Origin of the sequence: Lacrimispora sp., from assembly GCF_032078915.1 — a bacterium.
Lineage (GTDB): Bacteria > Bacillota > Clostridia > Lachnospirales > Lachnospiraceae > Lacrimispora.
The window spans coordinates 79,607-103,524 of the sequence record NZ_DAMAUN010000007.1 but is presented as its reverse complement, the minus strand read 5'-3'; the positions used below and the strand labels follow the sequence as shown (position 1 = coordinate 103,524).

At 36.4% G+C, this 23,918-nt stretch carries 21 protein-coding genes and 1 riboswitch; all 21 genes read right to left on the bottom strand.

The window, feature by feature from the left end; all coding sequences use genetic code 11:
- Nucleotides 1-447: 447 nt before the first annotated feature.
- The 21 genes from RT269_RS04845 to RT269_RS04740 all read right to left on the bottom strand — a co-directional run bounded on the left by RT269_RS04845 (nt 448) and on the right by RT269_RS04740 (nt 23,914).
- Nucleotides 448-1,602: an RNA-binding domain-containing protein gene (locus RT269_RS04845; RefSeq protein WP_313180895.1), complete on the bottom strand. Its 1,155-nt coding sequence runs from the start codon at nt 1,600-1,602 to the stop codon at nt 448-450.
- A 300-nt stretch (nt 1,603-1,902) separates the two neighbouring features.
- The gene (locus RT269_RS04840) at nt 1,903-2,433 is read right to left on the bottom strand and encodes a hypothetical protein (RefSeq protein WP_313180893.1); all 531 of its coding nucleotides are present in this window, start codon (nt 2,431-2,433) and stop codon (nt 1,903-1,905) included.
- An 82-nt stretch (nt 2,434-2,515) separates the two neighbouring features.
- Complete coding sequence (locus RT269_RS04835; protein ID WP_313180891.1) at nt 2,516-4,474, bottom strand: P-loop NTPase fold protein; 1,959 nt, start codon at nt 4,472-4,474, stop codon at nt 2,516-2,518.
- A gap of 390 nt (nt 4,475-4,864) precedes the next feature.
- Nucleotides 4,865-6,259 (bottom strand): DNA-processing protein DprA, encoded by a 1,395-nt coding sequence (gene dprA, locus RT269_RS04830; RefSeq protein ID WP_331664071.1) that lies wholly within the window; start codon nt 6,257-6,259, stop codon nt 4,865-4,867.
- On the bottom strand, nt 6,252-6,716 hold the full coding sequence (locus RT269_RS04820; RefSeq protein ID WP_313180890.1) for a helix-turn-helix domain-containing protein: 465 nt from the start codon (nt 6,714-6,716) through the stop codon (nt 6,252-6,254). The genes dprA and RT269_RS04820 overlap by 8 nt, the downstream gene beginning before the upstream one ends.
- A gap of 186 nt (nt 6,717-6,902) precedes the next feature.
- Nucleotides 6,903-7,157 carry a CPCC family cysteine-rich protein gene (locus tag RT269_RS04815; protein WP_313180889.1) on the bottom strand — a complete coding sequence of 85 codons (255 nt, stop codon included), beginning with the start codon at nt 7,155-7,157 and terminating at the stop codon, nt 6,903-6,905.
- Between the two features lie 29 nt (nt 7,158-7,186).
- Complete coding sequence (locus RT269_RS04810; RefSeq protein WP_313180888.1) at nt 7,187-8,296, bottom strand: RES domain-containing protein; 1,110 nt, start codon at nt 8,294-8,296, stop codon at nt 7,187-7,189.
- A gap of 222 nt (nt 8,297-8,518) precedes the next feature.
- Nucleotides 8,519-9,127: a hypothetical protein gene (locus RT269_RS04805; protein WP_313180887.1), complete on the bottom strand. Its 609-nt coding sequence runs from the start codon at nt 9,125-9,127 to the stop codon at nt 8,519-8,521.
- A gap of 134 nt (nt 9,128-9,261) precedes the next feature.
- A complete protein-coding gene (locus RT269_RS04800) occupies nt 9,262-10,758 on the bottom strand; it encodes a DUF3800 domain-containing protein (RefSeq protein WP_313180885.1) in 1,497 nt (498 codons plus the stop codon).
- 166 nt (nt 10,759-10,924) lie between these two features.
- The gene (locus RT269_RS04795; protein ID WP_313180884.1) at nt 10,925-11,413 is read right to left on the bottom strand and encodes a YcxB family protein; all 489 of its coding nucleotides are present in this window, start codon (nt 11,411-11,413) and stop codon (nt 10,925-10,927) included.
- Nucleotides 11,414-11,458: 45 nt separating this feature from the next.
- Entirely contained in the window at nt 11,459-11,905 is a 447-nt protein-coding gene (locus tag RT269_RS04790; protein ID WP_313180883.1) for a hypothetical protein, read from the bottom strand.
- A 360-nt stretch (nt 11,906-12,265) separates the two neighbouring features.
- Nucleotides 12,266-13,195, bottom strand: a complete 930-nt coding sequence (locus RT269_RS04785; RefSeq protein ID WP_313180881.1) for a DUF5688 family protein — start codon at nt 13,193-13,195, stop codon at nt 12,266-12,268.
- A 123-nt stretch (nt 13,196-13,318) separates the two neighbouring features.
- Nucleotides 13,319-14,965 (bottom strand): recombinase family protein, encoded by a 1,647-nt coding sequence (locus tag RT269_RS04780; RefSeq protein WP_331664070.1) that lies wholly within the window; start codon nt 14,963-14,965, stop codon nt 13,319-13,321.
- Nucleotides 14,966-14,982: 17 nt separating this feature from the next.
- Nucleotides 14,983-15,915, bottom strand: coding sequence for a recombinase family protein (locus tag RT269_RS04775; protein ID WP_313180878.1), 933 nt, complete (start codon nt 15,913-15,915; stop codon nt 14,983-14,985).
- The gene (locus RT269_RS04770) at nt 15,860-17,527 is read right to left on the bottom strand and encodes a recombinase family protein (RefSeq protein ID WP_313180877.1); all 1,668 of its coding nucleotides are present in this window, start codon (nt 17,525-17,527) and stop codon (nt 15,860-15,862) included. Before RT269_RS04770 ends, RT269_RS04775 begins: the two co-directional genes overlap by 56 nt.
- An 80-nt stretch (nt 17,528-17,607) precedes the next feature.
- Complete coding sequence (locus RT269_RS04765) at nt 17,608-17,769, bottom strand: SHOCT domain-containing protein (protein WP_313180875.1); 162 nt, start codon at nt 17,767-17,769, stop codon at nt 17,608-17,610.
- A gap of 57 nt (nt 17,770-17,826) precedes the next feature.
- Nucleotides 17,827-18,195 (bottom strand): type II toxin-antitoxin system PemK/MazF family toxin, encoded by a 369-nt coding sequence (locus RT269_RS04760; protein WP_313180874.1) that lies wholly within the window; start codon nt 18,193-18,195, stop codon nt 17,827-17,829.
- Nucleotides 18,196-18,854: 659 nt separating this feature from the next.
- Nucleotides 18,855-19,274, bottom strand: a complete 420-nt coding sequence (locus tag RT269_RS04755) for a sigma factor-like helix-turn-helix DNA-binding protein (RefSeq protein ID WP_313180872.1) — start codon at nt 19,272-19,274, stop codon at nt 18,855-18,857.
- 398 nt (nt 19,275-19,672) lie between these two features.
- Nucleotides 19,673-19,761: riboswitch (cyclic di-GMP riboswitch) on the bottom strand.
- Nucleotides 19,762-20,023: 262 nt separating this feature from the next.
- Nucleotides 20,024-21,307, bottom strand: coding sequence for an AAA family ATPase (locus tag RT269_RS04750; protein ID WP_313180871.1), 1,284 nt, complete (start codon nt 21,305-21,307; stop codon nt 20,024-20,026).
- 253 nt (nt 21,308-21,560) lie between these two features.
- Nucleotides 21,561-22,763, bottom strand: a complete 1,203-nt coding sequence (locus RT269_RS04745) for a TolC family protein (RefSeq protein ID WP_313180870.1) — start codon at nt 22,761-22,763, stop codon at nt 21,561-21,563.
- Between the two features lie 2 nt (nt 22,764-22,765).
- Complete coding sequence (locus tag RT269_RS04740) at nt 22,766-23,914, bottom strand: TolC family protein (RefSeq protein WP_313180869.1); 1,149 nt, start codon at nt 23,912-23,914, stop codon at nt 22,766-22,768.
- Between the last annotated feature and the right edge of the window lie 4 nt (nt 23,915-23,918).

The following is a 23,918-nucleotide window of genomic DNA, read 5'->3' as shown; positions in this document are numbered from 1 at the left end:
TATTCTCCAATATGTTTTAAAAGGCAAACCGTCTCAACTCCGCTTGTTGCTGTAATTCTAATGATCGTTGAGTCTTATACTTTCTTAACGTCAGGATACTTTTCAAACAATTCTGACGCTCTTCCTCTTTTTTTAAGCACTGATTATAACATGATAACTCCCTCTTATTTTTAAGAGTCGAATTTTCCTATCCTTGTGCTTCCTAAATTCAAATCTACTACCTTAGGCCTCATATGAGTGTCGAGGATGAAATGTCTGCATTGTTCACTTTTCAAGGATGAGCGTCAAACTGTCTTTATACATGTATTTCCCATAGTTCTTTCCATTTTAGTTTACAAATAAAACAGCTTATACTGCTTTTATAATTCAGATAATAAAGATGGCTTAACTTTTTTCGACTCCTTAGAAAAACAAAATAACGTCACCAAAAAATAATATTTTAGACTCCTAATTATTTAACTTCGAAGTTCCACTAAACCCAAAAGCATGGGATAGGGAATTTAGAACTGGACTTAGTGCTAACTTAAAATTATTATCGTCAGTCCATATTCCATCTAACGAATTAACAATATTTCGGTCAACTACTTCCGAATCATTCCAACCTCCATAGCAAGTGGTATATCCCTTAGCGTTAAGTAGTGTTGCAAAAATGTGCCATGGTTTTGGAACATCTAATAATTTTAATATATCTCCGTAATTTTCAGTGGCTTCTATAATTGCTTCCTCGATTTGTGCCCAATCATATATTTGTTTTTCATGATATTGTGAGATTAACCGTATCTCAACCACTTCAATAATACCGTTATGAAAAAGTTGGGTATACGTCTTTATCAATTCATCATTTTTGTTTTTAGAAAAGATGCAGTACCCATCTGCATTATACCTAAAGTTCCAACTACTTCCGGAAAAAGGTCTAAAATTACTGTTTCTATCTACCTTTTCGATATTTACGAGATTCCCTAATTCAAAACTCCATTCAGGAATTATATGAAAGACAATTTTTGCACTATTACCTAAATTCCCGACGCATTCATTTGCCAATATCATGGAAATTCTGTCCCTACGAAATTGCCGCATTTTATCCTGCACACTATTCGTGTATAGAAATTCTTTACGCAAGTCGTCGATATCCATATAGGTAATTCCATTTGCATAGCGCATAAAAAATTCATCCTTATTACCATCCCAAAAACTATGGGGACGGGCATAGCTCTTAGGAACAGAAATGACTATTGCAATATCGTCACCATCCAATTCAACGGGTATGCACTCTACACCATGTAAATGTGGTCTGATTCGTGACAAAACAAGTTGTCTAAAAGAAGATAGCCAATTATCAAATTCCTTTAAGCTAAATCCTGCACCACTTAACTTTGTAGGCAGTCTATTTTCATCCTCCTGCATACCGATGATGATTGTTCCACCGTTTGTATTAGCAAAAGCAGCAATTTCTTTCATGAATTTGTCTTTATGTTTGTCGGTCATCTTTCCATCTATAAAAGAGTAATCTTTGTATTCTAATTCTTTGTTTTCAAAAATTTTATTATCTATTAATTCTTGCAAATGTAATTTAGTAATACCTTTAAAATCAAATAACATCATAAACATTCCCCCTTTTGTCTTTATTATATCATAATTTTTCTTAAAGTTAATCTTGAAATTTCTCCGATTGCCGCCATAGCCTTGCAAAGCCGGGTGTCAGTCAGAAAACAGTCGATCAACAACAAAATTGCGTTTCTGTAGAATAGCAAGCCCCAACCGCTTCATTTTGGGAAATGTACTTTACCTTCTATGGCGAAATCTTGATCCATTTTGCAACAGCCATTTAGTTGAATCGGCACGAAAAATGACCCATTATTCATGCTTCATATCCAGAAGAACTCATAATTTATGTACAAAAACTTAGAAATCCTCAAAAGACCCTTGTAAATTATCAATATATATTTTTGTTATAGGGTATGGATCAATATCGATAAGTTCTCGTGCAAGTTTATCTAATGATTCTGCTAATTGATAAAAAAATTGTAACGGCACTGAAAAGCTTCCACTATATTGAGGAAATTCAGATCGATAACGCATCCTATTAAATAAATTAGAATGTTGCTTAATTAAACTTTTTAATTGAGTTTGACCCATTTTTAAACTTTCGGATATTTTTTTCTTCTTTGCATCATCAAGCTGATTAAATAGATTAAACAGACTATGCTCCCTAATGACTTCCTGGTTTTTGTATAAAAGAACCTTAAAATATAATTCACATGAAAATGCAATATTTACGCATTCTGGAATAAGCAGATTTTGGTTTAATCCGCTTTCCTCACATATTTCCGTTCTCCCACATCTCTTTGCGGCAAAAAAGAAACCTCTTGCCTGAATATAACATTTTTCTTGCTTTGCTGGATTATGATCCACTATCGTATTTGTTTGTGCCATTAGTTTACCTCTTATAAAAATATATATTTTACTAGCCCTTTTGTAATAAGACTGCACCATTTTTACTATTTAATGAGGAATGTCAAATATTCAAATATAATTGATAAATACTACTTAGCTGATTACTCAACCATTTAAATTGCATCTTCTTAATCAAGTCGCTCTCTTCTTCATATATCTGAAATTCATCAATCATCTCTTGTATAATTGACATATCCCCCTTTCTATGTTCCCAAATCACATTGTCTGGATATAGCTCTTTAAGACACTCTCTAAATGTATTAATTTCATCTGGTTCAGAACCTTTAAGTTTTTCAATCCACGATGATGCAGGTATCTTATTTAAAAATGTTGTCCGATCTTGATTTTTATATTCTTCAGAGTTTATATAAAATTTCATTTGCTTAGCCCAATGTTCTTGATTTCCCAAGACTTTTTCAAGAGTTTGCTGCATGGTCAGGTCTTTTGCACCACTTAAAGAATGATTTATTTTATTGATAAGCATTTTACATTCTGCTATGGTTTCTGCATCTTCAATCATGAATTCTGTTGAAATATGTGGTTGATCACTTTTTTTCTTTACATTAGCTATCATGAAATCTACAGCTTTTTGTAATATCCCAGGATCAAACCCAAAATCCTTCAACCTTTTGAATTGAACTAAAATTTTTCCGTATAAATTAGTTGAGTATACACCATTATCTAATCGATCCAAAACTTGATTTATCTTCTCTTCTACCCAACTTTGCGGTTTAAGGTAGTAGTGATAATAAAGCAAACTATAGGGATCATTATCATCTAACTTATCCATTAACTCGGAAATAATATACTGTCTCGTTTCCTTTTCAAACTTCTCCCTTTCAAATACACTTGCCTTTATGTAGCTATCAATAGAGTGCAATACAAGCCTTTTTCTATATAAGATTTTTGCTAACTCATCTTCTGGTTCATGAACATTCCCTTTAAACTCTACACATAACATAAAACAGTTTTCAATGAGTACATCTAATATCTTGTCCGCATATAATGCATAAATATCTTCAATTATTTTGTATTCGTTAAAAATAAATTCTATCTTTGAGAGAAAAAACTGGAATGTTCTTAAATTATAATGTCCATTTTCATCTAGCTTATCAATAAAGAACTTCACCTTTCCATTTAATTTTTGCTTTAAATCACTACTTGCTTTACATCTATCTATTAATTTATGCATGATACTTGAAAAATCAGGTTCGTAAAAAATTGTTATACCAATTAATTTTTCTCGAATCTGCTTATATTCATAATCATATTTAATGTCAGGAAATATGCTTTTTCTTCTCCTCTCTAATTCTTCCACAGTAAGTTCCTCAACTTTTTGATTACCTACACTTCTAAACATATTATCAAGAGAGTTTTCTTTTGAAATTTTAATATCAGTCTGGGACGCAATTAAATACTGAAAAACTTTATTCTCATCCCTACTCACGCCAACTTCTTTTTCATTAGCCACTAGGATGACTTTTGCTCCTTCATGCTCTACTAAACCATTAATATATCCCAGTAAATCATTAATCTGACAATTACTTCTTTCCAAATCATCAAATACAAAAATATTCCGATTTAAAGCGATAAAATCTGCTATATACTCAAATGATTTATAACTCAAATCAAATTTTTGAATTATAGTATTAATAATTTTTTTAGTGGTTGCCAACACTGCGCTCTGTGTTTTTTCACTCTTTTTTTTATTTTCCCCATATATCTCAGGAACTGGTATGTTATTACTTAATCGTTCTTTCATTTCATAGATCTTTTTATCAATAACCGACCAGAAAACTTTTTCTTCTATTTCTTCTACTGACTTACAGCCATATAATGAAATATATTTAAAAGCCCTCTTTTTTCCATTTTCCTCGTGTTTTTCAATTTTCTCTTTTAAACCATGATTTATAAAATAGGTTTTGCCACTTCCCCAGTCGCCATCAATTAATATAGCGTAATTGTAATTTTCATCATCCAGGTATCGGATTACCTCTTCCTTTATATTTATCTCTTTCATATCCTTCTCCTTATATCTATTCTACATTTTCGAAATCATACTAAAGCATAGTAGGTATAATCTTAGATATACAAAGCACTCCAGACAGAAAACACTCCATATATTAATTTTGTATGAATAAGATTCGTTGATGGATTCAACTCATCTATATTCTAAGGTCATTTTATCAGTTTGACATTTAATGTTCATTTTAAACACAAAATACTTTTTCTTGCACACCGAAGTCATATATATCCACTATATTTTCTCCCGAATATTCCGTATAGAACTTAGTTTACATATTATTCAATTTTACTAATTATTTTAACATATTATATAACCTTTGTCTTTCTTTCCTTTCATAAATAGATGAGGCTGTCAAGAAGACAGCCTCAATTCTTATATATTTTGTCATTCATCTTCCTCATCATGAACATAGTTAGCCGTGATGACACTTACAAATATGCTGATAATTTCATCCAAAGTGTAAATAGATTCTTGAATCAAATCCATTAGATAATTATATAACATGCTCATATTTGTAAACTTAGATTGATAACTTATCTTTAGCTTTTCTAAAGCATGAATTTTTATATCATCATTTTCTATAAAATGTAATATCGCCTTTAGATACTGTTGCTTGATATACGGAGCCATTAATGTCGGATTGTTGATTTCATACCCTGCAGCATATATAACATTTTTATAATCCATACCACTTTTGATTCTATTCCCTATTTTATTATCAAGAATATACTTCAATCCTGTTTGAGAATTATTCAGCTTTTCTCCTGGATCTGGGCAAAAAATAGGGCAATTCTGCTTTTGAGCAAACTCAACCGAATGCATAGAGCCACTTTTTACTTCGCATTCCATTGCTACAGTAACCTTTGATAGGCCAACGATTAGTCTATTTCTATTTACAAATCTGTATTTTTCTGCCCTAGTCCCCACGGGATATTCGGATAACAAAGTACCTCCGTTAGATAATATATCCTCCGCCAGCTTTCTGTTTTCGGCAGGAGACACTTTTTCAAGGCCATGAGCAAGCACTGCAATAGTTTTCCCATTATTTGTTAAGCATGCAATATGAGATAAACGATCAACACCTGCTGCAAGTCCTGATATAATAGCAAAACCTTCATTTACCCACTGCGGTATTAAATAATTGATTGCATTAAATCCGAATTGTGTAGGTTTTCTTGTTCCAACAGATGCAATAGCCTTTTCAAATCCTTTATTGGGATTAGCACCTTTATAATACAAAAGTGCTGGAGGATTTTCTATTCTCATTAGATTCTTCGGATAATTATCTTTTGAATATATGGCCGTGTGAATATTGTTATCATCATTGATTTTCAAAACTTCATCTGCCTGTCTCAAGGCCTCAGCCATTTTATCATATGATGCCAATACATTTCTATATTCTATCCATTCTAAGTTTGTTAGGAAGATATCAGAATTTCCCTGGAACAGGCTAATTATCAAATCATGCTCATATTCAATGAGTTTTTTTCCTCCCTCTGTAAAATCTCCACAAGCTACCACTATCTTTTCTTTCCCACGTGGATCAGTATAGGTCCCAAGCAGAGTCTCCTGGGTCTTGAATCCGAGGGAGGCAAAGATACGGCAAGATAGATATTCACTGATACACCCATTGGTATAACTCATGGATTTATTGCGGCTTGGAACAGGTGGAAACTTGAGCATATAGCTACTTCCGTTATAAAGAATATTGATCTTATTTCCGTTTGCCCCACCGTAGGCCCTAAATTTATTTACCTCGCACGATGTAAAATCAATCATGAATATTTTCCTCCTCTCCCTCTGTGCCAAGATATTTTACGCGCAGATAGTCTGCCTGTTCCTCCGTAATCAATCCTGCCCAAAGATTAGAATTAATGGCTCCGTATAATTCTCCCCATAGACAGTCAAGATAGAGTACCTGCTTCTTTTCACCTTGTAAATATTCCTCTATAGCTTTTTGGACACTCCCCGGTAATCCAGCCTCTAGATATGTTTTTCTGTTTATATTTCCAGACACCGACCCTATTTTCTGAACCGTTTCCGGCTCCAGTTCCAACAGTTCCTCAATAGATAATCCAAGGGCCTTGGCCAACTTTGAAAGTGTTCCCACATTGCATCGGTCTAGCCGTGTTTTTCCAGAATAAATATCAGCAAGAGTCGACCATGGTATCCCACTAATTTTTGATAAACGATACCGAGATATATTCTTATCTCGCAAAAGTTGTTGTATTGTCATTTTCATCACCTGTTAATATTATATCGGTGTTCCGATGCAGTGTCAAGGAAAGCACTGACAGGAAAATTCAAAAGATTCCAACAACTTTTTAAGCAGAAACTATTCAATCTAGTTCTACTTATTATTTCTCCTTACAAATTTTAATTTGTCCCACATAACAACTTATCGACAAATCGGAAGTTCTCATTATACATTTCTCATTTCATTATCTCTTAGCTTGCGAACATAACATAGCATTTTCTTATCACAAGCACCAAATTGCCGGAAATTATCTTTTGCTTCGTTCAATGTCATTTCATGATTAGAGTCATTTGGCTCACTGTCAAAAGCTATAAACGGGTCATTTTCCCAAAAGCAAACAGGACAAATGTATCCACAATCTTCATTTGTAGGCACATTATAGGTGAAATATCCACAACAAGGACATTGATATTTTTTCACTTTTGTATTCCCCCTTTACAACTTCAAATTTATTGTAATGCATTTCCCCAAGGAATAGTATCTTTATCATTCCAAGATGTAAACATGAATTTGTCAAATCTAAAAAACTCTGTTTCATCATATGGATATTGTCTTCTATAATTTCCTATGTTAGTAATTAATCCTGTTCTTCTTACTCTTAATTCATAATCTTTATATGAAAGTGAATATGCAAGTTGTTTAAATAAAGCAAAATTATAAGAATCATCTATTTTAATGTGCTCACACAAATCTGAATACGCTTTTCCCTTCTTATACGTTGCAAATAAGGCTACATTAATTGCAATATTTGCAAATATTTCATCATCAACTCTTTTGGAGAAATATGCCACTCCATCAAACTCGAGTTCATTACATGCAAGCATTACACTCTGAGAAATTATATACTCTGACTTAAAAACACGATTTGATTCTTCAACTGTATAAGATGTTGCAATCATTAAAATCAAGAGCTTTAACCAACAATTCACCTTATCTTTTGAAAACTCATTTAAGCAATGATAATCCCTCATTCGAACTGCAAGATTAAATATTTTTTGCGTACCATCAACTAAAACTGGTGAAACATTAAATAAATGATCTGACGGTCTACCGGTCTCAATCCAACAAGCATATGATGAATTGCCTAAATACAGGCTCGGTATTCCAGAAATACTAAATCGGTAATTTCCCGTTTTGCCCCTTAACTCAATTGGTAGATGCAACATATCTTTTGATTTAAATCCTCTTGGATCATCCGATATTCTTGCTCGAAAAAGTTGAATTTCACTTCCCTTAATTCCTGGAAATGCATCACTATTAATAATCGCATTAACCGCAAAATTATTATCTGAACAATCCTTAATATAATTCTTAATTATTGCATGAGAACTTGATATATTTCCCTTGTAATACAAATTAATTGCATTATAAATCTTTTGTACATATTTATTTATCAAATCAATACTCTCTTGATTTGCGCCAGCTGACACTGCTTGACTTTTTAACAACCGATATTTACTTTTCAAATCCGAATAATAATCAATATCTTTATTTACTACGAATGGTGCATATAATTCTTTACATATAAAACCGTTATTTACCCAAGCTAGTCTTTCCATGATACAACATCTCCTTTATCATTATCCCCATAATTCTACAAAAAATTTGAAATTTGTCATGAACTCATTATATCAAATCAAAGTCTCAATAACCATCTTCAAATGCCCTATTTTCAGGTTTCCTTTGAACACCTAAATTCGGAGCTGTAGGCATAAAAAAGAAGAACAAGATTTCTCTTATCCTTCCCTTTTTAGATCTTACAGATCTTAAGTTGTGTTTGTTCAATCTTCAATAAAAGATTCTCTTTCACATAGATAATTCATTTTTTTAATGAATTTTTTCCTTGTTTGTGTATCACCACTATATAATCTGTTAATATAATCATTTATATATTGGATTACACGATTTGAAAAATCTATAACGTTTACATTAATTTTTGTATTTAGCCCATTTCCCTGCACTTCTATAATATGGTTGCAAGTTACACTTAACATACAACCACTTTGTGTTTCTCCTGAATGCAAAATTCCGCAACGAATACCTTTATAAAAGGCTCTTGCCATATCAAGTGAAATAAACACATCATTCAAATATGTCATTAACATTTCTTCATATTTTACTTCATTATAATTAGTTGAAATGCTACCATGCTCGAACTTATACATCGTATCAATCAAAAGACAGCAAAGTGCCATAGATGCAAAACCATTTCGCTGAACATTATCATTTAATAATTCGATTTGATTTATAAATCGACCATAGATTCTTTCTCTGAATATATTTATTGCAAAATTCCATGCTTCACTATCTGAATTAATTCGTAAGCATAATCTTCTATAATCAGAACAGGAGTAATTATCAGATATGAATATGCCTCTTTCTGTTTGCATTATTGTCTCCTCCACAACTTCTAATTTAACTTCCCATTATGCTTATAATGGGAAGTGCAAAACTCTTTCAGTGATAATTATTTAAGTTTAATTGCTGATTTAAATTTAACAGATATAAAGCTGGCTTTCATACATTATAAAATATCAGCGTACAATCCGTCTTTTACCTTAGTAAACACAACTTTAGACGGAAATAAGTTTTCTCCCATATCGGCAAAACCAACTATAGTCATTGCCCATTCTGATAATGCGATTGGAAGTCGGTAGCAATTTACATTGCCTGCTTCCACTATTGTAATCAATGGAATCATCTCCTGACTACAACCGACTGCTAAAGCATCGCAGACAATTCGGTCTTTTGTTATTTCGAGCAAAGGTTGCTTAGTGATGTCAAAATAAACTTTTGCTCCTTGTTGATTTAAAAAGTAATCCTTTGAGGCTTTACCTACTGGCTCAATCGGCAGTTTATGATGCATCTGTGTATAATAGTCAGATAAACATTCACAAGCATATGCGTTAAAATATTCACCTTGCATACAAATATCGCTTTTTATGGCTTCTACCGATTCAAAATGACTCATAAAATTCAGAAAAGCAATAAACACTATCAAATCATCTGAGTATATCCCAGAAAAAGACTTGTACCAAGATGTATTTAAATCAACCGCCACATTGTGTAACTTCTTGTAAAGGGAGAGTTGTTGTTCGCTAATGACAAACCAACTACTATTGAGGATTTTTTTACTTACTTGTTCTTCCTCTGACGTATACCTCAATGCATTATGTAAGGATTTCAGTAATTTTGAAATTAAACCCGCAAGCATATCAGCCATACGAATTCCACAGGAAGTTATTGAGTCCGCTTCTGCAACTGTAGTTAAACACCCGCGTTCAGCTGCTATTGCCGTTTTACCGTTTTCACCTTCTTTGTCTATGGTCAATGAATAGTTATCTATTGACCTTTCATTAAGATATTTTTTGAAACCATAGAACGAAATATCATAATTCCAGTCAATAGTCTTAATTATTGAGACATCATCCAGAAGTATAAGTATTTGGTTATATTGTTCAATTTCCTTTTCTTTCAATATTTCATTTGCTTTATCCTTTTCGATTTGAACAGCAAAGAATTTTTTCAAAAGTGTAACGAGCTCACCGGTATTCTCGTAGAAACCATTGATTATGTCTGCAGGCTGATATAAAACTACGGCTTTTGTAATTGAGTATTTCATGGCATCCATATCAACCAAAAAGCTGTTTTTATAATCTTTAAATAATTGTCTGATTATATATTCAATTTTACTTATGACTGCATAGTAAATAAGAGTTTTTTCATTAAACAGAGCTAAGAAATCTTCCAGCAAACTAACATTATCATTATTTAACGAGGCAAATCCATGCTCCAGTTGACTCTGACGGATAGTGGTGCTTTTCAGCTCACCTTTTGATTGACGATATTTATATTTTTCTTCAAAAGCAGTATATCTGTTAGACAAGTCAGTTTCGTATTCAGAGCGCCAACCAACGACCACAGTAATAAAGTTATCATAGTAGTTATCCGCAGTTATTGTCTTGGGGTTTATCTTCCTGCTATGCTCTGATTCATCGTAGTAGAAATTATATTCACTCATTGATTGGCCTCCTTTAGTGCTCGGTTAATACATTTAATGTATATTGAAATCTATATACTCCAACTTTCTATAATTGCTATAATATACTATAACCACAAAAATTCATAGTTTCCATTATTAAAAATAATCTGTATTTCAAATTGGAATTTGCTGATTCGTATTATGCTCATTTTATAAAGTGATTTAACAACAACTTTTTGAACTGCAATTCATCTTTGTCTGATAAAAATGCTCGTTTCGGAATCAATACATAGTTTGGTTTTCCCTGTAATAAATAAAAGTACCTATCATTCTCTATATAAGAGGAATAAATATCCCAACTTAAAACAGAGGATATGCCTTGTGATTCAAAACTGATATTTTCAGAAGAAAATTTCATTTTATATGGATGGTGGTATTTTTCTGTCAACCGAAATATCCATATTGGCTGCAACACATAAAGAAGCAATAGCATTGCTGTAAAAACAGCCACAATAATACTGAGTATAATATTCAATGTATTAAACTTGTAAATAATAATAGAAAATATGGATACTACTGCCGCTATAATTAGAGCAATAATATCTGATTTTTTTATTGTTTTAGATAACAATAAATATTTACGTCGTCCGTCAATCCATTCATTTTTTGTATATGAAAATGACACTTCTATCATCAAGTAACCTCCTTTGTTGGAATTTCTAATCAAATATATGTAGTTTTATAGTGGGCATACTTCATCCCTATAAGTTAACAGAAACTCCCTCTGCCACTCGCCCAGCTTTTGCTCGTTGTTCCAAATCCATTTATCAATGGATTCCGATTCATCAATCCATTCCTGCGGATAATTGAAATTTCCAACAAATCGAGGAGACTGGTAATCATGTATCCCTAGACAGAACATTTGATGAAACTCTTTCCATAAACAGCATGATAAGTATTGTGCTGTCAATTGTAAATCTTGCATATCTGCAATTTCATAATAAGTCCAGACCCCACCTCGCAAGGAGTTCCCATACCACTGAGAGATTACGCTGTATATTCGAAGACAATCAGGAATGTCAGCCGTTCCCATTTTAATTATCTCTAACATGAAATCCATATCAACATGATAAAAATCATTTATATCTGTTTCCTCAAGTTTTTTATATAACTTTTCAAATTCCATACTGTTCTCCATCAGTGGAATAATATAAATAATCCGTAGTTCAAAGCTACTTGACAACTTCCTATTTATATTCTTAAGATTCTTCCTTTATTGTAGTTATACAGCTATAATTTCAAAACTTACACCTCAATATGCTTCTATATAAAAGGTATACTAATTATAACATGACAACCTGTATTTTTCGATATCTATTTAGTAAGACTAAGATCCCCAATCCACTGAAAACCTTAGTCTTAACATTTTCAGAAGGAGCTTAAGTCTTTCCTGCCGAATCCTTCACATTTAGTACTACTCTTTGCTACCTAATTCCAGGGAAGCGGTATATCCGCATGTCATACTCATACTCAATCGGAAACATTATTACTGCATTTTCATTCCTAATTCCATATCACTCCCATCAATCATGGACAAGGTCTGTTTTTGACTATCGTACCTGTATATATTATCTGAAAGAAAATCCTCCTCAGTAAGTTCCGTCCGGTTTACTTCTCTTACAATCTCAATGAGAGTACCAATATCGGCATCAGCCATATCCTTTATAATAATCAGCTCGTGCACAGAAGAAGGCATAATCAAAAAATCTCCCCCCATTTTCTCACTGACCTCCTGCAATACATCCGGGCAGCTTAAATACGCAGCACCATAATAATCATGGTCATTGCCCAGCAGAAAAAGATTCTGGTCAAATAGAATTTCTTCAATAGGAATATCCAACATACCAGATATTCTTTGAGCCAATACACAAAATTCAAGCTTAAATAAACGATCCATATTCATTAATGCCTGCTCATGGATCTTCCCTTGATCTACATTCCAATGTTCCAATAATTGATTATTTATCAGCATGGAACCAATCTGCTCTCCATCAGTACAAACCAAACTTCGGTATACCACCGCCAAATCCTCCAACTTTTGATGAGGAATATTCTCTAATAATTCCTGATTTCTTTCTGCATTAACAATGCAGAGGAACAGATTACTTTTTATATGATCATAGGATAAATCTATATTGTTCTGAACTTTTATTTCATTCCGGGCTAAAATGTAGTTATCGACCATTAAATGCAACGTATCTCCCATCCCCATGCCCCTTTTTAACAGTTCAAAATAATCTTCTGCATACAAGAGCGGAGAAACAGCCTCTTTAGGATGGTGTATGGATATCCCATGAAAAAGCACTCCATTATTTTTTTCTCGTGGAATGACCGTTACTTCCACATCATTCAAATCCGATGGCAGGTATTCTTTTATCTTAAGTTTTACCTGCTCTATATAATCTTCTAATGTCATAATAACCTCCCATTTTTAAATATTTCACTACATGGCTACCACCACAATATTCTACAATCTATCCATTCTATAAAAAGCTATCACCTCCCTCCTATTCTTGTGCACCCATTCCAAAAGGTGATACTAATCTTCATAAAAATCCACTTTTTGTTCCAGGATAATACCGCATTTAAAGTGGATTTCTATTTTGGACTCACTGATCACCTTGATTCGGAGTACCAGATTCCTGATTAATTCCTCGTCAAATTCCCCAACTCTGCAGCTTACACCGTTTAAGCATGATTTCATACCGTCCACTCGTTGCTCATATTCACCAGCCAGTTTCTGCTCTCTCGCCAGCTTTAGTTTCTTTATTTTAAGGGCCTGCATCTCTTCCGCTATTTCCCTATACTGCTCATCAAAATCTTCATTAATGGCCCCTTGCTTGGCATTTTCTTCAATCAGGGCAAGAAGCTTCTTTTGTAATTTAGCTATTTCATCATCAAACTCCGTCTTTATGTTTTTGGTTGTGTAGCTACCAATCACTCTGATGAAGTTTTCTCTAAAGGCTCCTACGACTTCTCTCTGGTTCTCTACTACGCTGTTCACAGCCGTCATAATCGCTTCTTGCAGGTTTTTTTCCTTTAGGGTTGCGGAATGCTTGCATATTTTTGTTCCCTTTAACAAACGGCTCTCGCATCGCCACACGGGGGTAAGATTTCCGTTCCTCGACCAGGTCTGTCTCCGGTAAGGATGGGAACATTCTCCGCAGACAAGAATGTCCGAAAATACATATTTTGAACTGTACTTACTTTTCTCTTTTTTTGCACGCCTTGCAACGGATGGCTTATGCAGGCTTGCCCGCCTCGCTCTTTCTTCCTGTACCTGATAGAAAAATTCTTTAGGAATAATCGCTTCATGGTTATCCTCGATATAATATTGGGGTACTATACCATTATTTTTTACCCGTTTCTTTGTAAGGAAATCTACCGTATAGGTTTTTTGCTGCAGGACATCCCCCATGTATTTTTCATTCTGGAGTATCTTTGCAATGGTCGTATCATGCCATTTATCGTTTCCAGTCACCGTCTTAATGCCCTCCGCCATGAATGTATCCGCTATCTGCTTTGTGCTTAAACCTTCCATGTAAAGGCGATAGATTCTCCTGACTAACTTCGCCTGTTCTGGTACAATGACTAATTCGCCCTCCTCATCTTTTGTATATCCGAGAAACTTTTTATGGTTAACCATTACCACACCATTTTCATATCTTCGTGCGATTCCCCAACGTGTATTTTCACTTATATTACGGCTTTCTTCCTGGGCCTGGCTGCTTAAAATAGTAATTAAAAGTTCACCCGTAGCTTCCAGTGTATTGATGCCTTCCTTTTCAAAAATGATGCCGATATTTTTCTCCTTGAGTTTCCGTATGGCTTGCAGGGAATCCACCGTATTTCTCGCAAAGCGGCTGACCGATTTGGTTAGTACCAGATCAATTTTTCCGGCCATGCAGTCCTCTATCATTCCCTTAAAATCATCCCTTTTATTGATATTGGTAGCGGACTTTCCATCATCGGCATAGATACCTGCCAGTTTCCAGTTTGGATTCTGCTGAATCTTCTCTGTATAATAAGATATCTGGGCTTCGTAACTGCTTTCCTGCTGTTCTAACAACGTGCTGACACGGCAATACGCTGCTACACGCAGGGCTCTCAGCTGCACCTTGACACTTTTGTCATAAGCAGATTGCGGAGGTATAATGGATATGTTTTTCTTTTTTAACGCTTGCACGCATCTCATCCTTTCTCTCAGTTTTTATATGTTTCATCATCTTTTTTACCATCTTTATAGATTTCATAGACTTTCAGTCCATTAATAAATTCTACATCGATACGTCCATCTGCATAGATTGTCATCCGCTTGACGATCTGCAAAAAAAGTTCTTCATGAAATTCTGTTTGCAAATCCTTTTCAGAAAGAGCCTGTTTCATCTTTTCTGTATGATGGTCATAATCATGAACCTGCACAGTCTGATAAAGTATTTCTGCTCTTTGAAAAATCAGCATCGCCAGTTCTTTGGAGGAATATTGCTCATCTGCCTCCAGTTCCTTTATCCTTTGATCAAGTTTCCAAAATTCCGGTTGAAAACGTCTCGGAGATTCCTTTGGCTTTTTCTCCATTAAAGAAGGGGTTTTTATAATCTTGTTTACAGCCAGGACAAAAATTTCTTTTATCTGTTCTTCTGTAACCGCCCCGCTGATACAATGGACCCGGTTTTTATAAACATAATTTTTACACTTCCATTTTCTTTTTTCTGAGGGTCTTCTACAATTCCCCGCATACTTTCGGAAAACTTCTCCGCATTCTCCGCACCAAAGTTTGCCACTGAATGGGTTCTGGGTATTCATACTGTTGGGATGCGTGACTCTCCCTAACCTTCTGCGCTGCTTCTCTCTGTAATTTTGCACTTGTTCAAAGATTTCCGTCTCAATCATTTGAGGATGCATCTCATCCCCCAGATATTTGACATTTTCCAGGATCTTGCCGATAGAGCAATGATTCCAGGAGGGCTTATTATTTGCATTCATGATTCCATTAGCTGTCAGTTCCTTGGCTATGGCGTAGGTAGATATTCCTGAAAGGTAATCCGAAAAAACCCTTCTTACAATCTGTGCCTTTGTTTCCTCAAGATATACTTTTCCGTCTCGCATACGGTATCCTATCGGCATATGTCTTTGCATCGTCTCTGTCCTCCTTTCCACCGTTCTCTGTAAGCTCCAGTTTATTCTTTAGGAGGAAGGTTATAGATTTTCCTTCTTTAATGATTACCTGTTCCACACTTTGTAAAAATAAGTCCTCACGATAGTTATCCTGTATCCCTGGATGGCTTTCCAAAAGTTCTATAAGTTTTTCTGTGTAAAAAATTTCGTTCTCAAATCCACTTTCATCCAGAAGAACCCTACTCTTTTTCCGCATGGCATCTAATTCTATCTGAAGTGCAGTCTGTTTCTCTATAAAAATAGCAGGGTCAAGATATCCCTTTGCGGCCACGCCGCTTAAGATATGACTCTGCTTTGACAGTTCCATTATTTTTTCATTACACTCTCTAATTTCCTTTTCCTGCTGTTCATCTGCACGCAGTCTTTTTAAGGATTCCAGCAGAGGAGAAAGAATTTCCGTATAATTACTTGAGAGTTTATTCCACATCGAGGTAAATGCCTGTTGTATGACATCTTCCCGGATTGCTGTCATACTGCATTTCTCTTTATCTTCTATGTGCTGTATACAGCACCACTGCACTTTCTCATAAGGTTTTCCGATATAGATTTTCTGCCTCCTGAATACCCTGCCGCATTCCCCACATATAATCTTGCTGCTGTATGCGTACCGATTTTGTGGCTTTATGCTATCAACCTTCATCTGACCGCGGCGGTATTCATAAATCTCTTTAACAGCTTCCGCTTCCTCCCTGCTGATGATAGGATCGTGGTTTTCAGAAATTAAATACTGAGGTAATTCCCCTTTATTTCTTTTTCGTTTAAAGGGGACTACCTCAGTAGAATAGGTTTTTTGCAATATTAAATTTCCGGTATAAACCGGGTTTTGAAGAACTTTCAAAACCACACCGTCGGTCCATTTTTCAGCCCCCCTTACAGTTGGGATTCCTTTCTCGGTCAGTTCTCTGGCAATGACATAGGAGCCTTTCCCATTTAAGTATTCTTTATAAATAAAGCGTACTGTTTCCACTTCCTCTTCGTCAATCCTCAGTTCGCCATCTGAATTGGTGTATCCTAAGGCAGGGGTCGAGATGATAAATGTCCCCTTCTGAAACTGCTTGATTGCAGCCCATTTATTATTCGTTGAAATGCTCTCAGACTCTCCCTGAGCCAGAGAGCTTAAGATGGTCAGCAACAGTTCACTGCTCTCAGATGAGGTGTTAATATTCTCTTTTTCAAAAAACACCGAAATACCAAGCAGTTTCAGCTTGCGGATTGCTTCCACACTGTCAACGGTGTTTCTGGCAAATCGGGTAATTGATTTTGTTATGATCATATCAATTTTCCCATTTTCGCAGTCTCTCATCATCCGTAAGAAATCATCCCGCTTTTCCAGCTTCATACCGCTCTGTGCTTCATCCGCATAAATACCGGTATACTGCCAGTCACTTCTTTTGCTGATCATATCTTCATAATAAGCTGTCTGTGCAGTAAAAGAATGATGTTGTTCTCGGGAATCTGTACTGACACGGCAGTAGGCGCAGACTCGTTTCCTTGGCTGAAGCTGCATCATTACCTGAGGTTTTACAGGATTAATTTTGATTACCTTTTTCACTTTTCCCTGCTTTCCTGCCATGGCTTTTTCCTCCTTCCTAACAGAATTGCCTCCTGTTAGCAACATACATTACCACACAACATTCAAAATAGCTACTGTTTTTACACATATACTTTTGCAAGTAAAGGTTGAAAAGTCTGGCGGTTTAAAGCATCGATTTCTTCATATTCTTCTTCGGTAATTAGGCCATTCCGAAGCAGAATTTTTAAAAACTTCAATGTGATTTTATATTTGACTTCATTGGCTGCCTGTTCCTTGGACATAAATATCTCCCCCTATCTCTGATAGCATATTTCTAGTTTATAATCATATCATTTCTATTATATTTCTGCCGTTTTATTAAGCCCTACACTGATCTCCAATGCCTGATCTACTGAAAGCATCTGCAGCCTGCTCAAACTACCTATGTATTCTAAAAGCCGCATACGATCAATGGTACGTATCTGTTCCAGTAACACCACTGAATTTTTCTGGAGCTCTTCCATACACCCAACTTCAACATGAGTAGGCAACTCTCTTTTAGACCTTCTTGTGATAGCAGCGACAATGACTGTGGGACTATAACGATTCCCGATATCGTTTTGTAAAATAAGAACTGGACGGTTGCCCCCCTGCTCACTGCCTACGACTGGACTTAAATCAGCATAGAAAATATCCCCACGCCGTATGGATCTCTTTTGTTCCTGCAAAATATGCACCTCCTTTTCATTTGCTTAATTGCACAAATACAGGGACCACTCGATTTGCTCTGATAAAGAGCAAAATGATGAGTGATCCCCATCGCTTCTGACATTAAGTTTTAATTATTAGATCTTTAAAAGCTGTGCTTAATTTGACACTACTCCCCAAGCACACAAAGCTGCGACTATGTCGTAGCTCATAGGGCGATGGCCTAAACTGCAGCTGGCTAATACTACGCAAGCATAGTAAACCGCATCATGGGAATTTCACCCCCGCCAGGATCTCTGCCGGCTGCCCTCATTGCGTGATCCCCTGATCAGAGGGGGCTGTGACTGGACAGAAGTATCAATATAGGCTGACGGGGTCATTGCGAAACAGACTGCCACAGTCTGTTTTCTGGCCGGATGGGTACCGCTTTGCACCTTAATTGGCCGTCTTTGATAGGTGCAGAAAGAAATGAACAAACAAAATAGGTGATTTCATTTTTCTCTCTACTTGCCTACAGGTGGTCTTGGCGCATCCTCCATGGTCGCTTTTTCTTTTCAGGTTCCGTCAGCTAACGTATTTAAGTCATCGGATATTATATTTTCAAAGTACCAGGAGAGGAAATAAGAAAAACCCCCTCACTACTAATCCAGTTTCGTGAGAGGGTTGAGCCAATTTATTTTTAATTTTCCATAAGTTTTTTTAAACGATCCAGGATACGAACCTTTCTATTGTGAATGGTTTTTTGAGCCACACCAGTTTCCCTGGATATCTGATGCTCACTTTTATTCTGAAAAAACAAAGTGAAAATCAGTTCCTGCTCCTCTTGGGTAAGCTGTCCAAGACACTGATGGAGTTTTTCCGCTAACAGCTTGTCTATAACCGTATCCTCCACGCGAGCGGATGATAAGTCGGGAATCATATCCTCACCGTTGGTTTTATCCGTATCCAGGGCACTATAGTGAAATACACCATGTTTTGCGTCTTTTTCCTCCAGATACAATTCCCGTCTTTTCATTCTATAATAGGTTAAATATACGTCTTCACTGACAGGAACCAGCTGTCCCTGAACTTTAATCTGATATTCTTTTCTTTCTGCCATATGGCTTGTCCTCCGTTTCTGAATTTTGAAAGTGAATCAAAATGTCAGAAGCGGAGGGGAACGGCAACGCGGTTGAACCGGGTTAACATTCTCAAGCCCCATATCGGGTAAAGCATGTAAAATAAGAGAGTATTTTGTCGAAAAGAAAAAGTCAGCACTTTGCCTATGGCAAAATACTGACTTTTTTAGATCTGTAGTATAAACTTGTAATATTGAAGGACGACATGTACTAATTACACCGTCCTTCATGAAACCTCGGAAAAGGATAGGAAAATCGGGTCATAGCAAATACGCCTTTCACCATAGTACAATAGCGAAAGCCGGTATCCTGATGCCCTAATGCCCGTTAAAAGCCGCTAAAACTTATCCTTATGTAAAAATTGCAGCCATCATACGTTTTTTGCAACCAGGCTATCATAGTGTCATTAGACACCTTAGACCCTCAGCTTTGCGTCCCCATCTTTTGATGAGTTTGCTCTTTGCTCTATGCTTTTTTGAATATGATTACCTTTTTGTGCATTAGTTTCAGATAATGGTATCTCACAAAGTATATGATTGGTTAACTCTTATCAGCTTTTTCCATATAAAAATCCATCTATACATTTTATTATCTAGCTTACAAAGAGCTATATGGGGAGGTGCTATTCCCTGAATTGTGTCCTTTGCGATGCCAGTAAAGCAGGTTATGAACTGAAGTTTGCACGCTGACCAACCTACTAACCTCTTGGTAAAAAAGCAGCCATTGGTTCTTAATAAATATAATTCTTAATTATAGGAACAGTCCCATATTTTTTCAGAAGATAGTCCATTGATAAATTTGAATTTGAGAGGATCATAATATCTGCCAAAGTGTAGATTTTTGATTCCTGGTATTCATTTATATCCACGAAAGCTATCTCTTCCCTATTGAATTGTTGATTATTTAGAATCGAGCTATCATAAGTTGTAAAAATAAGCTGAGCTTTCTTGTTACTTTCCTGTTGAAACAAATCCACTATAAACTTCATAACATTCGGATGAATTTCTTTCGATACATTGTCAAAAATTAGTATCCCTCCATTTTGAAATAAATGGTGTATTTTAATAAACAAGGACAAATATTTCTTTGTGCTAGAGGAAACCTTTGCATAATCCATATAAGTTGTCCCATACTCACCTGTGGTTCGAGATTTGACGCGATATCCAAGCATGGGGATACCATGTTTAATGGTCAAATCCACTACAGGAATTCCAAACTTTTGAAGCTGTTCCAGACCATATTTAAGTGCATTAGGATTCTCCAGTATTTTGTATGTACCCTCTTCCATAGTCAAATCTCTATGAAATTGAAACGATTCGAATATATCGGAGCAGTAAACAATATCTTCCGCAAAAAATCTCTCAAATGGTTTCATTATAGCCGAGATTTCTGGGATATCCAGGCATGACAGAATTGAACAAAATAATTGTTTATCATGAGGACGAAAGCCTACCTTTTGAAGCAAGGTTTTTTCATACTTACGTCCAATGGAAATTTCTCTGTCTGTCCTTGTATATACCACATGATAATCTACCGTCATATGCTCTGTTACAATATTCTGATTTTTGATGGCGAAGCCGTATTCATAAACATGCTGCCCACTTATGAAAGACAGTTCCATTTCAGTAGGATTAAGGTTAGGGTCAATTAATTGATATGGAATAATCCTATCCATATTGTTCAACTTCAAAAGTGATATGAAATGATTTTCTGGATTGGGTTTATGAAAAAAAAGCTGATCTAAAATAAGAGAATGAAAACATGCAAAGGCGAGACATAAATTGGTTTTTCCACTTGCATTGTCTCCATAGATTGCTAAGGTCCTAATCAGATTTTTGTTGTCATCTCGGATAAGTTGGGGAAACTCCATGTAATTTAATGCACGCATATTTATATGTATTTCATTTAAAAAGGAACGAAAATTTTTAAAATAAAAGAATACTATCATTGCTTTTTCCTCCATTATATATTGTCTTAATTCTCTGTCCTTTTCTAATCTTTTGATAATGTTCATAATTACGAAGACCTTATTTTACTGCCAAATTCATTTCTCAAATGATAATATTATGGAAGATCCCAGGATAACTCCTGAGATCTTTTTGTTTCACTACTTATCTTTATTCAAAGATAATCTGCCTCAAATCCAGTCAAGCAAATACTCAGTGGCAGTTGCATAACTACCCGTCTACGTTTGAGACAGTTCTGCTGTTCTATCCGGTATTATAGATATAACCAAAAAAATCATATGAAATTAGCAGAGCTCTTTCTTAGTGAGAAGTCATAATAATTCCATCTACTGCCCACCTATACGTAACATAAGCCAGATACAAATCGTTATAAGTGCTCTTCAGCCCACTCTCTGCCTGTAAAAATCCTACTTGGGATTGTAAATATTGGTTCTGGCTGATGAGGCCATGCTGGTATGAGCGTTCAGCCTTACCCCATTCCAGCTTTGCCATTTCATAAGCGGTGTAAGCTGACTCATAAGCAGTCTTCGCCTGCTGTACAATCTGGTAATTGGATTGCATGGTGACGGCAATCGTCTGCTCGCTTTCAGAAATGCTGTCTTTCTTTGACTTCACCCCGGTAGTAGTCCGATTGGATACGGTGTGGCGATCACTTATTAGGGAGTAGTTGTTCCTAACTGCTTTTTCCGTGTCAGCTTCTAGGTCCATAGCAGAAAGTTCTTCCATATCAAGCTGTGGAATAGTTCCAATATTCGGTTCCGAATCAGAGGAATATCCTGTCATCAGGCATAGGGAACGGCGCAGATTGTCAACGGTATTTTCCATGGATAGCAGAGAGGACTGAGCAGCAAAAAGCTTTTTCTGGGCAGAGAGTACCTCTGACTGGGTAACTTTCCCCAGCCCATAGCTGATCTTTGCCGATTCCAGAGCTACGGTATCAGTCTCAACCAGCTTTTGGAGGGAAGAAAAACCCGACTGAACGCTGCTGTAGTTTATCATCAGTTGGTTGGCGTAGTAAGTGTAGGTTTTTACTGCCTGAGTGACATTCGAATTGGTACGATTCATGTAATTCAAGCTCCGCCCCATGGAATCTGTAGAGGTTTTCAAGCTCTTTACCGTCATGTTCAGCATGTTGTACTGGGCCAGTCCTTCGGGGCTGTCGGTTGCACCGGAGTCCTCTAATTCTTCAGCATCGTCCTCCAAGTCCCGGATATAACCCCTGGTTTCATCTAAAATGTACTGGAAGTTGCTGATAGAATTGGAAATTGATTGTGTAATATTCTGCACAGCAGGATTGAAGTAGCGGACTAAGTTTGACAACTCGTTAAATTCAACAGTCTGGTCATTAAGCCTGGTCCACTGCTCTTCTGTCACTCCGTCAGGAATCGTTTCTTCTGTCTGGCCGGGACCGGCACCGTAGGCAGAAAAGGTGGCGGGAACTGCAAGGACAGCTACAACGGCCATAGTAAGAGCCAAATGAAAATGACACCGTTTTTCCCTCATACTCAGCCCCCTCCCGCCGAAGCCAGACCATTGACACCATTTTCATAATTCTGGATTGCTTTAAATAGAGCCAGTTCTGCCGTCTTCAAGGCAGTTTCTTTCGCATTATACGTACTTTTCTGTCTCAAATACTCCAGCTTACTGGCAGACCCGATCTGATATTTCCGTTCCATTGTATCCATATTCTTCTTTTCCATTTCCAAGTCCACTTCTGCTTGGTCAAAAGTTGATTTCGTCAACAAAACTGACTGATAGGACTTCACAAGGTCTGTGCTGATATTCTGCTCGTTATTTGCAATGGTTCTCTTAAGTGTCTCCCTGGTTATACCAGCACTTGCGTTTTCCAGTTTTCTCTTATTCATTTTTAAAGAATAATTATTCTCCAACGCCCTTTCCTTATCCACCTCCGGGTTCATTGCGCCAATCGTCTCCCTTTCCATAGACGGAAGCTCTTTTATATCCGGGTTATCATCATACTTCCATCCCAGCATGATGCAAAGAACCTGCCTCGTCTCTTCAATGGATGCCGTCATCTTTTCAATAGACGTTTCGGTATCCTGCAAACTCTTCTTCGCAGACAACACCTCCATCTGCGTCCCAGTTCCTGCATTCAATTTCACCTGGGCGGTTTCGTAAACGGTTAGTAAATACTCCAGACTGTCCCTTGCGCTCTTCAGCTTATACTGCTGTTCAAAATAGAAAATCATGGAACTTTGAGCCTTCGCCACCAGATTGGCCTCCTCCTGGTCATAGGCCTTCTGGTATACCTGTATGTCCTCCACATTCCTATCCGCCTGGGCATCGGCATTGCTGGCACCTACAGCATTCTGGGCATCAGATATGGGATCATCTCCAGTAATGGCACTGCGGTAATCGCTGGCCGCATCACGGTAATACTGGGCATTCTCGTCACTGGTAATTCTGCTGTCCTTTTTCTTGTCGCTGATATCGAGCTGGTTCTTCTGAACGGTCACGTTATATTCATGAATCAAGTCCGCCAGCTCACCGTATTCCATCACATTGTCTTTAAGCCCGGCCCATTCCTCTGCAGTCCGGGCAAATTCCGGACTTCCGGCATAAGCCGTTGCCGGACTTGCGGCGGTTAAAGCCGCCGCAAGACAAAAAACATTGATCTGTTTCCACTTTTTCATAACA